10 protein-coding genes are annotated in these 14,043 nt (G+C 71.6%); 4 read left to right on the top strand and 6 right to left on the bottom strand.

Annotation, left to right across the window (positions count from 1 at the left end; translation table 11 throughout):
- Positions 1–103: 103 nt before the first annotated feature.
- From AB5J55_RS02625 to AB5J55_RS02600, 6 genes are all read right to left on the bottom strand, one after another.
- Positions 104–1,063: a threonine/serine dehydratase gene (locus AB5J55_RS02625; protein ID WP_369269064.1), complete on the bottom strand. Its 960-nt coding sequence runs from the start codon at positions 1,061–1,063 to the stop codon at positions 104–106.
- Positions 1,064–1,374: 311 nt separating this feature from the next.
- Positions 1,375–2,355, bottom strand: a complete 981-nt coding sequence (locus AB5J55_RS02620) for a polyprenyl synthetase family protein (RefSeq protein WP_369276070.1) — start codon at positions 2,353–2,355, stop codon at positions 1,375–1,377.
- Positions 2,356–2,444: 89 nt separating this feature from the next.
- Positions 2,445–3,509 carry a tetratricopeptide repeat protein gene (locus AB5J55_RS02615; protein ID WP_369276069.1) on the bottom strand — a complete coding sequence of 355 codons (1,065 nt, stop codon included), beginning with the start codon at positions 3,507–3,509 and terminating at the stop codon, positions 2,445–2,447.
- 204 nt (positions 3,510–3,713) lie between these two features.
- Positions 3,714–4,391 (bottom strand): AIM24 family protein, encoded by a 678-nt coding sequence (locus AB5J55_RS02610; protein WP_328883815.1) that lies wholly within the window; start codon positions 4,389–4,391, stop codon positions 3,714–3,716.
- A gap of 67 nt (positions 4,392–4,458) precedes the next feature.
- Complete coding sequence (locus AB5J55_RS02605) at positions 4,459–5,829, bottom strand: CAP domain-containing protein (RefSeq protein ID WP_369269063.1); 1,371 nt, start codon at positions 5,827–5,829, stop codon at positions 4,459–4,461.
- 100 nt (positions 5,830–5,929) lie between these two features.
- Positions 5,930–7,180: a serine hydrolase domain-containing protein gene (locus AB5J55_RS02600; protein ID WP_369269062.1), complete on the bottom strand. Its 1,251-nt coding sequence runs from the start codon at positions 7,178–7,180 to the stop codon at positions 5,930–5,932.
- A 206-nt stretch (positions 7,181–7,386) separates the two neighbouring features.
- Between AB5J55_RS02600 and AB5J55_RS02595 the strand changes: the two genes are divergently transcribed.
- The 4 genes from AB5J55_RS02595 to AB5J55_RS02580 all read left to right on the top strand — a co-directional run bounded on the left by AB5J55_RS02595 (position 7,387) and on the right by AB5J55_RS02580 (position 14,031).
- Entirely contained in the window at positions 7,387–8,574 is a 1,188-nt protein-coding gene (locus AB5J55_RS02595) for an ROK family protein (protein WP_369269061.1), read from the top strand.
- Positions 8,575–8,597: 23 nt separating this feature from the next.
- Complete coding sequence (locus AB5J55_RS02590; protein ID WP_369269060.1) at positions 8,598–10,406, top strand: CBM35 domain-containing protein; 1,809 nt, start codon at positions 8,598–8,600, stop codon at positions 10,404–10,406.
- A gap of 62 nt (positions 10,407–10,468) precedes the next feature.
- Positions 10,469–12,844: a glycoside hydrolase N-terminal domain-containing protein gene (locus AB5J55_RS02585; protein WP_369269059.1), complete on the top strand. Its 2,376-nt coding sequence runs from the start codon at positions 10,469–10,471 to the stop codon at positions 12,842–12,844.
- Positions 12,845–12,870: 26 nt separating this feature from the next.
- Positions 12,871–14,031 carry an SGNH/GDSL hydrolase family protein gene (locus AB5J55_RS02580; RefSeq protein WP_369276068.1) on the top strand — a complete coding sequence of 387 codons (1,161 nt, stop codon included), beginning with the start codon at positions 12,871–12,873 and terminating at the stop codon, positions 14,029–14,031.
- Positions 14,032–14,043: the final 12 nt, after the last annotated feature.

The following is a 14,043-nucleotide window of genomic DNA, read 5'->3' as shown; positions in this document are numbered from 1 at the left end:
ACGGGAAGCGTTCAACGAAATCCTCAACTAAAGGGCCGTTCCTTTCCTTTGCTTCTGACGCGTGAGTAACCTGACGAAAAAGTAAGGAATTCGAGCCGGCGTTTCAGTGAACCCCGAAATCCGCCGCCCAGCGCAGCACGTCCCCGGTCGTCGCGTTGCCCCCGCATACCACCAGCCCGAGCCGCGCGCCGTCCCCGACCCGGTCCAGGACGCGCCGCGCCGCGGGCAGCAGACAGCCGGCGGCCGGCTCGGTCCACACCTTGGCGTGCTCGGCGAGGTCGAGCACGCCCCGCACCGCCTCCCGGTCCGGCACCACGAGCACCTCGTCGACCAGGGCGGACACATGGTCGTACGTCAGCCGGGACGCGGCCGGCGCGCACAGCGTGGACACGATCGACGACAGCGCCACCGGTACCGGCCCGCCCGCCGCCAGCGCCTCGGACATCGCCTCGGCGCCCTCGGTCTCCACGCCCCAGATCCGTACGTCCGGACGGCGGGCCCGCAGTGCGACCGCGACGCCGGAGATGAGTCCGCCGCCCCCGACGCTGACGATCACGTCCGTGAGCTCACCGGCGTCGTCGGCGAGCTCCAGTCCGACGGTGCCCTGGCCGGCGATCACCAACGGGTCGTCGAAGGGGTGGACCAGCGTCAGCCCCTCGTCCCGCAGCCGCGTGACGAGGGAGAACGCTCCGTCCATATCGTCCGTCAGCCGGACCGACGCCCCGGCGTGCCGGGCGATCTCCACGGCGCGGGCCGGCGCCGAGCGCGGCATCACCACGGTCGCCTTCACATCGAGGCCGGCGGCCGTCATCGCGAGGGCGATCCCGTGGTTGCCGCCGCTGACCGCCACCACCCCGGCCGCGCGCTGCGCCTCGGTCAGCGACAGCAGCTTCGCCGTCGCCCCTCGGGCCTTGAACGAGCCGGTGCGCTGCAGCAGTTCGAGCTTGGCCGTCACCGGGACGCCGAGCAGGGCCGACAGTCCGGGGCTGGGCACGGTCGGCGTGTGGACGACGTGGCCGGCGATGAGGTCGGCCGCGGCTTCGACGTCGGAGATCCCGATCAAGGCAGTCACCCTTCCGGCGTGGGGGCGGGGTCCACGCCGTTGGCACCCTGACGCGGGAGACGGCGCCGGTCAACTCGGGGTCGCCGCGGACGGCACGATGACTCGACGATCCCCGCCCCGCTCGGAGCCGGGCCCTCACGAGTCGCGCCGCATCAGGAAGTCGAGCAGCGACCGCAGTTCCCCGGCGGACGGGCCTGCAGTGGTACGTCGGCCTGAGGGGGCTGAGTGGCGGTCACATGACGCGGTCAACATGGGCTCGCCGCGGGCGCGATGATGATTCGGCGATCACCGCCCAGCTCGGAGCCGGGCCCTCACAGGTCGCGCCGCATCAGGAAGTCGAGCAGTGACCGCAACTCCGCGGCGGGCCCGGCCTTCAGGGGTACGTCGGCCAGTGCGGATTCCACGGCGGTCACGTGGCGCCGGGCCTCCGCGAGCGCGGCCGAGCGGCCGTCCGCCTCCTCGATCAGCGAGGCCACCTCGGCGGGGTCGGCGGACGACTCCAGGAGGGCGGCGAGACGGCCGCCGTCGGGCGAGTCGAGCGCGGCAAGCACGGGGAACGTCTTCTTGCGCTCCCGCAGATCGCCGTACACCGGTTTGCCGGTGACGGCCGGGTCGCCCCAGATGCCCAGCAGATCGTCGACCACCTGGAAGGCGACGCCCAGGTGCCGGCCCGCCCGGTCGAGCGCGGTGACCGTCGCGGGCGGCGCACCGCCGAGCAGGGCCCCCAGCGCGGCCGCGCAGCCCAGCAGGGCGCCCGTCTTGTGCTCGGCCATCGTCCGGTACTCGTCCGGCCGCACGCGCTCCGGCCCCGTCCACGGACGCGTGGCGAACAGCAGGTCGTCCGCCTGCCCGCGCACCAGGTCCTGCAACGCCACGGACAGCAGCCGTACGGCCTGCGGCCCCGCCGGTGCCGCGGCCAGCGTCTCGACGGCGAGCGCGAACAGCGCGTCACCCGCGAGGACAGCGGGCCCCGTGCCGTACGCCTTCCACACGGTGGGGCGGCGGCGCCGGGACGTGTCGCCGTCCATGATGTCGTCGTGCAGCAAGGAGAAGGCGTGCACCAGCTCCACCGCGACGGCCCCGGGCACCGCGAGCCGCCCGGGCGCGCCGACCGCCTCGGCCCCGAGCACGGCCAGCGTCTGCCGTACGCCCTTCCCGCCTGAGGCGGCGGCCGGCGCGCCACCCACCTCGCACCAGCCGAAGGAGTACGCGGCCATCTCACCGACCCACGGATGGGTCCGCCCCACGGCCTCCCGCAGCGCGGGCCGCACCAATGCGCGGCAGCGGTCCAGGACTTGGCGGGCGTCGGGTGGAGGAGCCTGAACCGACGAAGTGTGCTGCTGGACGCCGGACGGAGCTCGGAGAGCAGAAGGAGAAGCCGTCACCGTACGGCCCCCGCCCCGGCGCCCGCCATGGCATCCTCGCCGACGCCGAACTCCTCCTGCGCCCGCGCCACCATCTCCCGGGCGTGCCGCAGCCCGATCCGCTCCAGCACCCCGGCGAGCTCGGTCAGTTCGGCGGCCGTCTCGGCACGGTCGCACCCCAGCTGCGCACGCGACTTGGCCAGCCCCAGCCGGGACAGCGCCTCCCCGCGCGGCTCGCTCATGGCGCGGAACTCGGCGAGCGCCTGCTCGTACAGGTCCCGGGCCTCGGCGTAACGCCCGGCGCGGTAGAGGACGTTGCCGCGCATCTTGTGGTTGTAGGCCAGCGCGCTGGACAGCCTCATCGCCCGGCACGTGGTCTCCGCCTCGGACAGCAGGGTCAGGGCCCGTTCCGTGTCGCCGTCCCGCACGGAGACGACGTCGGCGAGCCCGCGCAGCGCCCAGGCATGGCCACGCCGGTCCTCGGCGCCCGCGGCGATCTCGGCCGCCTCCTCGAACAGGTCGTACGCGGTGTCGTACGAGCCGGTGTTGCGGTGGATCTGCGCGATGCCCTCCAGGGCCCACACGGTGTGCCGCGCCTCGCCGCGCCGCCGAGCCTCGGCCAGCAGCTGCTCGTGCAGCCGGTGGACGGCGTCGTAGTCGCCCTGGATGCGGCCGGTCTCGGCGAGACCGGCCAGGGAGTAGCCGCGTACGACGATGTCGCCGCCGCGCTCGCCGAAGTCCGCCGCGAGCTGCAGCAGCCGCCGGGCCAGGGCGAACGACCCGCGCTGCCGGGCCAGCGTGCCGCCGCTCCACAGCGCCCAGGCCATCGCCGCGGTGTCGTCGGCCTCCCGGGCGGCGCGGTAGCTGGCCTTCCACGCCCGGTCCGCGTCCCCGATCTGCCCCAGCCGGCGGTGCGCCTCGGCGACCGCGAGCCCCGAGCGTGCCGCCTCGCCGTGCTGCCCGGCGCGCTCGGCCGCTCTCAACTGCTCGGTGCCGGCGGCCAGTACGTCGGTCAGCGAGGAGTTCACGGACAGCTTGGTCAGGGCTCCCTGGTACTCCGGGGCGAATGCCTTGCCGTACATCGATGCCTCTCGATCGATATACACGCCGTCTCTACCCTCTGTGTATACGCAGTGCGTATACGTAATGGGTATACATGGCGTGTATAGAGCGTTGAAAACCTGCCCTGGCCGGAAAGGGCGGCCAGGGCTTCACTTGTTGTCGATCAAGACGTCGGCAAGGCGGACAGGGTTGCTCGTGAGGCGCAGATCACCTCACGGGCGGTCTCAGTGCTGCTGGGACTTCTGCGGTGTCGCCTCGCTCGGCCGGACGACGACATGGCCCTGGCCCTGCAGCATCAGTTGCACGGCCTCCCCGGAACCGCCGCGCAGCATCGAGCCGAGCGACTGCGAGCGGTGCAGCGAGGTGTCCAGGCCCGCGGTCCAGCCGACGACGGCGTCCGTGTCGACGTACACCGGGTACTGCGGCGAGACCGGGATGACCAGCGGATTGCCCTCACACACCAGGCCCAGCCTGCCCTGCCCCGTGAAGACGCTGTTGAACAGGCCGCCGCCGGTGATGCCGGCGCCCTTCACCGTCGCTATCCGGTACGACAACGAGGCGTCGAAACACAGGACGTTGCGACCGTTGACCGTGAACTCGTCGCCGGGGTCCACGTCGACGACGAAGCAGTTCTGCGCCTCGTGCGCGAACCAGGCCTCGCCCTGCCCGCGCACCGCCATCAGCGGCAGCCCCTCACCGGTCACCGCCCGCTTGAGCATGCCGCCCACGCCCTGGCCCTTGCGCTCGAACTGGAGGTTGCCGCGGTAGGCGACCATCGCCCCCTGACGGGCGTGCATCTCGCCGTTCACCGCGTACTTGATGCATTTGGCGTTCTCGATCGTCATGCCCGGCGCCGTGGCGGGCTGGACCATGTGCTCGTTGGAAAAGAGGTCACCCTTCATGCGGGCATCCTGTCCCGGACGCTCCCGTTCTGCCTAGATCGCGGCGTGTCGGATTCCCCCGGAACCGTCAGGCGCCGAAGAGTTGAGTCCAGTACGTGCCGGCTGGCCCGCCGCCCGCGAAGCCGATCCCGATGTGGGTGAAGTCGCGCTTGAGGATGTTGGCGCGGTGGCCCGGGCTGTTCATCCAGCCATCCACGACCTCGGCGGGGGAGCGCTGGCCGCACGCGATGTTCTCGCCGATCGAGCGCATGCGGGAGCCCGCGGCGGCGGCCCGGTCCCAGGGTTGGCTTCCCTCGGGCGAGGTGTGGGAGTAGAAGGCGCGGGTCGCCATGTCGGCGCTGTAGGCCTGCGCCGCGGTGCTGAGCGCGGGATCGACGGCGAGGGGACGCAGGCCGGCCCGGGCCCGCTCCCGGTTGGTGAGGTCGACGACCTCGGTCGCCGTGCGGGACAGGTCGCCGGGGGCCAACGGCCTGGCCCACAGCGCCGTCCAGTACGTGTCGCCCGAGCGGCCGCCCGTGACGTGCGCCAGCGCGGCGTGGGTGAAGGCCGGGTCGTGCAGGGTGCGGCGGGGCTGCTCGGTGCGCAGGCAGTACGCGACGAAGTCGGCGGGGGTGCGGGGGCCGGAGACCAGGTGCTCGCCGACGGTGAGATACGCGTACCCGGTCCCGGTGATGCGCTGGTACACGGAGACGCCGTCGCGGCCCTCGACGCCGAGCTGGTTCGCCGCTGCCATGGCGGAGGCGTGGGCCTGCGCGGCGGAGGCCAGGCGCGCGTCAAGGGCCACGGGCGGTGAACCTGCACTGGCGCGCGCGGAGTTGACCAGGCCAAGGAAGCCGTCGCGATCGGGGGCGGGGACGTGCGGGACGGTGAGGGCGGACAGGGTGTGCATCGTGGACCGAGCCGCCGGTCCGGCCGGAGTGATCGGTGAGGGTGCCGCCGCGACCGGGCTCGGCGTCGCGTCCTCGACGACGTCCACTCCGAAGTCGCGCGCCAGCCCCGCCAGCCCGTCCGCGTACCCCTGCCCCAGGGCCCGCAGCTTCCATCCTTCGCCACGCCGGTAGATCTCCGCGAGCAGCAGCAAGGTCTCCTGCCGTGGGCGCGGCGGTGCGAACCGGGCGACCGCGCGGCCGCCCGGGCCGCTGACGTGGAGCACGGGGGCCGGTAGGCGGCCCAGGGGAGTACCCGGGTCGGCGGGGCTGACGACCACCGTGACCCGCGTGGCCCCGGGGCGCAGGCGCGGCGGGTCGACGGTCAGGGCGTCGCCCTGGAGCAGGGCGCCCGACGCGGACGGCTGGTTGTAGAACACGAAGTCGGCATCGCCGCGGACCTTGCCGCTGTCGTCGGTGATGAGCGCGGACACGTCGAACGGGCCGGGCACCCGGACGGTCACGCTGCCGCCCGGGAGGGGCAGATTGCCCCCGGGAACCAACTCGCTCATCGGGCCGTCCTGGTGGGTCGTACGAGATCCGGTGGGATGCCGGTGGGGTTGTCCTGGAAACGTCCACCGGATCTCGCGGGTTCCCGACCCGCCCGCGTCCTCAGCTCGCGTTCGGGCCCAGGGGGAGCCGGATCCCGGGTTCGATGTCCTCGTGCCGTTCGACCACAGCGGCACGCTTTTGCGGCTTCGCCTTCTTGCCGCAGAAGGCGGACTCCAGCGTGCCCATCATGGAGTTGAGGACCGTGCCGTTGTTGGAGGTGTTGGCGAGCGCGGCGAGGCTGCGCCTGCCGTCCTTGGAGGCGAACGCGTACGTGTAGTAGCCCTGCACGGCGCCGGTGTGGCCGTACACGGAGACCCCGCACGACAGATCGCGGCGCCGCAGTCCCAGCCCGTACGACTGCACGCCGCCCGCCGGTACCCAGCGCTGCATCTGGGCCAGCTGGGCCCGGGAGGTGAGCCGGCCGCCGAGCAGCGCCGACAGGAACGTGTTGAGGTCCCGGGTGCTGGAGACGACCGCGCCCGCGCTCTGCGCCCAGGACACCGTCTGCTCGGTGGCGTCGACGAGCGCCGCGCCGGCCGTGTCCGGGGTGAGATAGCCGCGGGTGTGACGCCCGGGGATCTTCGTGCCGGGGTGCACGTAGAAGGTGTCGCGCAGCTTCAGCGGTTCGATGATGCGTTTCCGGTACTCGGTGCCCACGGAGCGCCCGGTGAGCTTCTCGATGAGCATTCCGGCGACGACGAAGTTGGTGTTGGAGTAGGAGTAGGCGCCGCCCGGCTTCGTGGTCCGCGGCTTGCTCAGGGACCGGTTCACCAGCTGACGGTACGTGAACACCTTGGTGCGGACCGCCTCGAAGCCGGGAACCGTCCGCGCGAACATCTCGTTGGTGTAGTCGTGCAGGCCGCTGCGGTGGCTGAGCACATGCCGCACCGTGATGCCGCCGTCGGGCAGCAGCCCCGGCAGATAGCGGTTGACCGGAGCGTCCAGCTGCAGCCGCTTCTCCTGGACCAGTTGCAGCAGGACGACGGCCGAGAAGGTCTTGGTGACGCTGCCGATACGGAACCGATCGGCGTTGCTGATGGCCCGCCCTGACTTGCGGTCGGCGACGCCCACCGCCGCCCAGTGGGCGGAGTCGCCGTCGTCGAGGCGCGCGATCGCGCCGGGTGCGCCGTGCTGCCGCGCCGTGCGCAGGACGGTCCAGATGCCGTCGACGTCGGGGGCGGGCAGGCCGGCCGCCTTGGCGTCGACCGCGGCGGCGCCGGGTCGCCCGGGCGCGGCGTGGGCGGGAACCGCCAGGAGCGACATCACGGCCGCCGCTACCGCCGTACCTCTGACCACCGTTGCTGAGACCATCCGGATTCCTCACGTTTCTGTCTATGTGCTGCTCATACGAGAACGATCAGCTTCGCGCGGGGCAACCCTCTCGCATCGCGTCAGATCGCCACAGACGACGCACAGTTGGACAGGCTGGGATCACCGGGTGGGAGTCCTTCAGTGGTTCGTCAAGGAATCCTGCTTCTTTTATTGACGGCGGAAAATAAGCCCTCTAGGTTCCGGGCATGTCCTCGATCCGCCGTGCCGAGACGTTCCCGGCGAACACACCGGCCGCCTCGCAGATCTTCACCACGGTCCTGAGCCATGGCCCGCTCACCCGCCTGGAGGTGGCCCGGCGCGCGGGACTGTCCCCGGCCGCCGTCACCAAGGCGGTCCGGCCGCTCATCGAAGCCGGCTACCTGGTGGAGGACGTGGACGAGCCGGCCCGGCCCGCGCTGGGCCGCCCCGCCAACCCGGTTCGGGTCGACGGCGGACGGGCGCTGTTCATCGGCATCAAGGTGACCGGCGACGAGGTCATCGCCGTCCTCACCGACCTGTGCTGCCGCATCCGCGTCGCCCGGCACGCCCCGCTCCCGGACCGGGAGCCCAAGCGCGTGCTGGCCTCGGTCGCCGAGCTGGCGGGCGAACTGCTCGCCGAGGCCGGCGACTCGGGCGTGCCGGTCCTCGGCCTCGGAATCGCCGTCTCCGGTGACGTGGACCGCGGCGCCGGAGTCGTCCGCTACTCCCCGTTCCTGGAGTGGCGGGACGTGCCCCTCGCCGAACTCGCCGCCGCGACCACCGGATTGCCGGTCACCGTCGACAACGACGTACGGGCCCTGACCGTCGCCGAGCAGTGGTTCGGCGCCGGCGTGGGGCTCTCCGACTTCGCCGTGGTGACCGTCGGCGCCGGTATCGGGTGCGGCCTCGTGGTGCACGGCCGCGTCGTCGCCGGTGCGCACGGCGTGGCCGGGGAGATCGGGCACGTGACCGTCGACCCTGCCGGCCCGCCCTGCCACTGCGGCAACCGCGGCTGTGTGGAGGCCATCGCGGGGGACGCCGCGATCGTCCGGCGGATCCGCGAGACCACCGGCGTCGAGGTCGCCGACACCGCAGAGGCCGTGGCCCTCGCCCACCGCGGTGTCGCCGGAGCGCGCGAGGCCTACGCGCGCGCCGGCGCGGCGATCGGACGCGGCATCGCCACCGTGGCCAACCTGCTCGGCCCCGAGCGGGTGATCATCTCCGGCGAGGGACTCGCCGCCTACGACCTGTTCGCCGAACAGATCCGCGACGCCTTCGCCGCGGCCGCGTTCGGCTCCGCCGCCCAGTGCGACGTTCAGACCCGCCCGCTGCCCTTCGAGGAGTGGGCGCGCGGGGCCGCGGCCACCGCGATCCAGTCCTTCATCAGAGCCGACGACCAGCCCCAGTACCGCTGAACCAACCCCGGGAGGTACGACCCATGAGGTCATCCTCGTACTCCGTCATGCCCGCACGCGCCCTGAGAGCCGTCGTGGTCCTGGCCCTCACCGCCGGTGTCACGGCCGCCGTCCCCGCCGCACAGGCCGAGACGCCCATGCCGCCGGCCGCCCCGCCCTCCACCGTGGCCGCCAAGCCCTACATGGGCTGGACGAGCTGGACCATGCAGTCGTCGAAGTACCCGGGCCTCAACCCGAAGGGCGACTACAGCTACCTGTCCGAGGCCAACGTCACCAAGCAGACCGACGCCATGGCCGCCAAGCTGAAGAAGTACGGCTACGAGTACGTCAACATCGACGCCGGCTGGTGGATGGACTGGTCCTGGAAGTCGCAGTTCGACGAGTACGGCCGGCAGAAGGCCGACCCGTTGCGCTTCCCCAGCGGCATGAAGGCCGTCGCCGACCGCATCCACTCCAAGGGCCTGAAGGCCGGCATCTATCTTCCGGTCGGCCTGGAGAAGGGGGCGTACAACGACGGCAAGAACCCGATCTGGAACGCCGACGGCTGCACCACCGGCGACATCGTCCACGACGACCTGCGCACCACCAACGGCTGGGACAGCGCCTACAAGATCGACTTCTCGAACCCCTGCGCCCAGAAGTACATCGACTCCCAGGCGCAGATGTTCGCCGACTGGGGCTACGACTTCCTGAAGCTCGACGGCGTGGGCCCCGGCTCCTTCAAGAGCGGTGACAACTACAACAACGTCGCCGACGTCGCCGCCTGGCAGAGGGCCATCAGGACCGCCGGCCGCCCGATCCACCTGGAGCTGTCCTGGTCCCTCGACTACGGGCACGTCGAGGACTGGAAGAAGTACTCCAACGGCTGGCGCATCGACACCGACGTCGAGTGCTACTGCAACACCCTGGTCACCTGGGAGAACTCGGTCGACGACCGCTGGGACGACGCCCCCGCCTGGACCGCCCACGCCGGACCCGGTGGCTGGAACGACCTCGACTCCCTCAACGTCGGCAACGGCGAGATGGACGGCCTCACCAAAGCCGAGCGGCAGAGCTACGCGACCCTGTGGGCCATAGCCAAGTCTCCGCTGTTCACTGGCGACGACCTCACCAGGCTCGACTCCTACGGCCTGTCGCTGCTGACCAACCGCGAGGTCATCGCGATCAACCAGAGCAGCGCCCCGCCCGCCGAGCCCGTCACCGCCTCCGACCCCCAGCAGGTGTGGGCCGCGAAGAACCCGAACGGCACCTACACCGTCGCGCTGTTCAACCTCTCCGACGCCCCCGCCTCGGTGACCGCCAACTGGTCGACCCTCGGCTTCAAGGGCAGGGCCTCGGTGCGCGACGTGTGGCACGAGGAGAGCCTCGGCTCCCACGCCGACAAGATCACCCAGGCCCTCCCCGCGCACGGCTCCCGCCTGTTCACCGTCACCCCGCGCGGCACCGACCTCGCCTGGACCGCCTACGAGGCCGAGGCGGGCACCCTGAGCGGCAACGCCTCCGTCGCCGACTGCTCCGCCTGCTCCGACGGCCGCAAGGTCGGCAACCTCTACACCGGAGGCAAGCTGACCCTCGACGACGTAGTGGTCCCCACGGCCGGCACCTACCAGATCAAGGTCGCCTACGTCAGCGGTGACGCCCGTTCGATCTCCGTCTCGGCCAACGGAGGCGGCGGCACCTCGCACAAGTTCGCGTCCACGGGCGACTGGGGCACGGTGAACAGCGTCCACGTGCCGGTGAAGCTGAAGGCCGGGGCGAACACGATCACGTTCGACAGCGGGACCGGCTACGCGCCGGACATCGACCGGATCGACGTGCAGAAGTCTCTCTGACCTCCCTCCATCGGGGCCCGGCCGCGCGCCGGGCCCCGGCCCAGACGCATCCGGAGCCCCGCATGAACACCAGCCCGAACGAGCCGAGCCGAAGAACCCTCCTCTCCCTCGCCACCACCGCCGGCCTCACCGCCGCCCTCGGCACGCTGCCCACGTTCACCGCCTCCGCCGCCCCCGTCCGCCCCGCCGAAGTCCCGCTCCCCGCCGACGCCTCCAGCGAGCGGCTGTGGTGGCAGGCCCCGGGCGACGAAAGCTCACTCATCGAACAGGGCCTCCCCCTGGGCAACGGCCGCATCGGAGCCCTCGCGAGCAACGACCCCGGCCGTGAGCTTCTCCTGATCACCGACGCCACCATGTGGACCGGCGGTCTCAACGACACCCTGGACCAGGACGGCCAGTTCCCCTACGGCCGTTCCGACTTCGGCTCCTTCACGCTGCTCGCCAGGCTCACCGCCGACATCCCCGACCACGACCTCGGCGCCGTCTCCGGCTACCGCCGCACCCTCGACCTCGCCCAGGGCCTGGTCACCAGCTCCTACGTCCGCTCCGGCGTGACCTACCGGCGCGAGATGTACGCCAGCCACCCCGACGACGTCATCGTCCTGCGCTTCACGCAGAGCGGCGGCGGCCGCTACACCGGCACCATCACCCTGACCGGCACCCACGGCGAGAAGCCGACCACCGCCGAGTCGTTCGGCGCGGCCCTCCCCAACGGCCTGCGCTACGGCGCCGCCGTACAGGCCCGCGGCAGCGGCGGCAAGGTCACCGTCAACGGCACCCGTATCGACTTCTCCGGCTGCAAGGACCTCACCGTGGTCGTCAGCGCCGGCACCAACTACGCGCCCGACGCCGAGGCCGGCTTCCGCAACCCCTCCCTCGACCCGGAGCGCCTCGCCCGTACGAAGACCCGCGCCGCCGCCGAGGAATCCGCCGACGCCCTGCGGCGCACCCACGTCGCCGACTACCGCGCCCTGTACGGACGACTCGGCCTCTCCCTCGGCACCTCCACCGACGCGCAGCGCGAACTGGACACCTGGGAGCGCCTGCACGCCCGCACCCGCGATCCCGAACCCGACCCGGAACTGGAAGCGGCCTACCTCCAGTACGGCCGGTATCTCATGATCACCAGCTCGCGTGACAGCCTGCCGATGGGCCTCCAGGGCCTTTGGCTGGACGGCAACGACCCGGACTGGATGGGTGACTACCACACCGACATCAACATCCAGATGAACTACTGGATGGCCGACCGCACCGGCCTGTCACCCTGCTTCGACGCCTTCACGGACTACTGCCTCGCCCAGCTCTCCTCCTGGACCGACACCACCCGCCGCCTGTTCAACGACCCGCGCAACCGCTACCGCAACTCCAGCGGCAAGAACGCAGGCTGGGCCGTCGCCTTCTCCACCAACCCCTACGGCGGCAGCGGCTGGTGGTGGCATCCGGCGGGCAACGCCTGGTTGTGCACCACCTTGTGGGAGCACTACGAGTACACCGGGTCACGCGAGTACCTGAGGAAGATCTATCCGCTCCTCAAGGGCGCGTGCGAGTTCTGGGAGGCGCGGCTGCTCACCGTCACCCTCCCCGGCACCTCGAAGGAGGTGCTCGTGGACGACCGCGACTGGTCTCCCGAGCACGGTCCGCAGGACGCCAAGGGCATCACCTATGCTCAGGAAGTCGTGTGGACAATGTTCGGGAACTATTGCACCGCGGCCGCCGAACTCCGGCGGGACACCGACTACGCCGATACGATCGCCGCACTGCGCAGAAAGCTGTACCTGCCGCAGGTCAGCCCGACCACCGGCTGGCTGGAGGAGTGGATGTCGCCCGACAATCTCGGTGAGACCACGCACCGCCACCTGTCCCCGCTGATCAACCTGTTCCCCGGCGACCGCATCCGCCCCGACGGCTCCACCCCGGCCGAGATCGTCGCCGGCGCCACCGCCCTGCTCACCGCGCGCGGCATGGAGAGCTTCGGCTGGGCCAACGCCTGGCGCAGCCTGTGCTGGGCCCGCCTGAAGAACGCGGACAACGCCTACCAGCTGGTCGTCAACAACCTCCGCCCGTCGACCGACGGCAGCAACGGCACCGCGTTCAACCTCTTCGACATCTACGAGGTGGAGCGCGGCCGGGGCATCTTCCAGATCGACGCCAACTTCGGGACCCCGGCCGCGATGGTGGAGATGCTGCTGTACTCCCGGCCGGGCCACGTCGAGCTCCTCCCGGCGCTCCCCGACGCCTGGGCCGACTCGGGCCATGTGCGGGGCGTCCCGGCGCGGGGCGGTTTCGAGGTCGATCTGCGCTGGCGCGGCGGACGCCCGACCGAGGCCCGGATCCACAGCGTCGGCGGCCGCACCACGACGGTCGCTTTCGGTGATGTGTCCCGCACGGTCACCCTGCGGCCCGGCGCGTCGGTCACGCTGAAGGACTTCGCCGAGTGAGGGCCGGGCTCCCGCTGGCCGCCGTCCTGCTGACGGTCGTCGCCTGCCAGTCGCCGCCCGCGGAGGCGACCGCCGACGCGAGCGGTGTCGTCACCTGGGCGGCGAGCGCCGACCGCATGGCAGACGGCGTCGCCGGCCGCAGCTACCGGCTCGTCGTGCATACCAGCGTGGGCGGAACGGACACCCGGATCCGGCTCTCCAACGCCTTCGGGGACCGGCCCCTGACCTTCGACAACGTCTACGCGGGCATCCAGAAGCAGGGCGCGGAGCTGCGGCGCGGCAGCAACCGGCGGCTGAGCTTCGGCGGTGAGCGCTCGGTCACCGTGCCGGCCGGCGAGACCGTGTGGAGCGACCCGCTGCCCGGCAGGCTGCCCGCCGCGACCAACCTCGTCGTCAGCCTGCACAGCCCGGACGCGGGCGGCCCGGCGACCGGGCACTGGATGGCCATGCAGACGTCGTACGCGACCCAGGGCGACCACGCCGCCGACGAGGGCGGCGCCGCCTGGACCATCCCGACCGGGTCCTGGTTCTATCTCGACGCCGTCTCCGTGCGTGCCCGCGCGGGCACCGGAGCGGTGGCCGCCCTCGGGGACTCCATCACCGACGGCTGGCAGTCCACCACCGACCTGAACCGCCGCTGGCCCGACTATCTCGCCCGCCGACTGCAACGCTCGGACACGGCGGTGAAGGGCGTGGCCAACGAGGGGATCTCCGGGAACAAGGTTCTTGAGGACGGCCCCGGAGAGAGCGCGCTGAACCGGCTGGAGCGGGACGTCCTGTCCCACCCGGGTGTGCGGACCGTGTTCCTCTTCCAGGGCGTGAACGACATCAAGGCCCATACGGGGGTCACGGCCGACGACCTGATCGAGGGCTACCGCGAGATCGTCGACCGGGCGCACGCGGCCGGCAAGTGCGTCGTCGGCGCGACCGTCGCCCCCTTCAAGGGCTGGCACGAATGGGACCCGGCCGGCGAGGCCGTACGCCAGGAGGTCAACGAGTTCATCCGCACCAGCGGCGAGTTCGACGCCGTCACCGACTTCGACCGCGTCCTGCGCAGTCCCTACGACCCCGCACGGATGCTGCCCGCCCTCGATGGCGGCGACCACATCCACCCCAACGACAAGGGCATGCAGGCGATGGCCGACGCCGTCGACCTGACCGCCCTGGACTGCGACACCACCGGCTGACGTGCACGACGG

Source organism: Streptomyces sp. R11 (assembly GCF_041051905.1).
Classification (GTDB): domain Bacteria; phylum Actinomycetota; class Actinomycetes; order Streptomycetales; family Streptomycetaceae; genus Streptomyces.
The sequence above is the reverse complement of the archived record's forward strand: the minus strand, read 5'-3'. Positions and strand labels throughout refer to the sequence as shown.

Coding starts and splice junctions, on each gene's coding strand:
- AB5J55_RS02600 (WP_369269062.1), bottom strand. CDS start 7,180: ATGGTCTCAGCAACGGTGGTCAGAGGTACGGCGGTAGCGGCGGCCGTG.
- AB5J55_RS02585 (WP_369269059.1), top strand. CDS start 10,469: ATGAACACCAGCCCGAACGAGCCGAGCCGAAGAACCCTCCTCTCCCTC.
- AB5J55_RS02605 (WP_369269063.1), bottom strand. CDS start 5,829: ATGAGCGAGTTGGTTCCCGGGGGCAATCTGCCCCTCCCGGGCGGCAGC.
- AB5J55_RS02610 (WP_328883815.1), bottom strand. CDS start 4,391: ATGAAGGGTGACCTCTTTTCCAACGAGCACATGGTCCAGCCCGCCACG.
- AB5J55_RS02595 (WP_369269061.1), top strand. CDS start 7,387: ATGTCCTCGATCCGCCGTGCCGAGACGTTCCCGGCGAACACACCGGCC.
- AB5J55_RS02590 (WP_369269060.1), top strand. CDS start 8,598: ATGAGGTCATCCTCGTACTCCGTCATGCCCGCACGCGCCCTGAGAGCC.
- AB5J55_RS02615 (WP_369276069.1), bottom strand. CDS start 3,509: ATGTACGGCAAGGCATTCGCCCCGGAGTACCAGGGAGCCCTGACCAAG.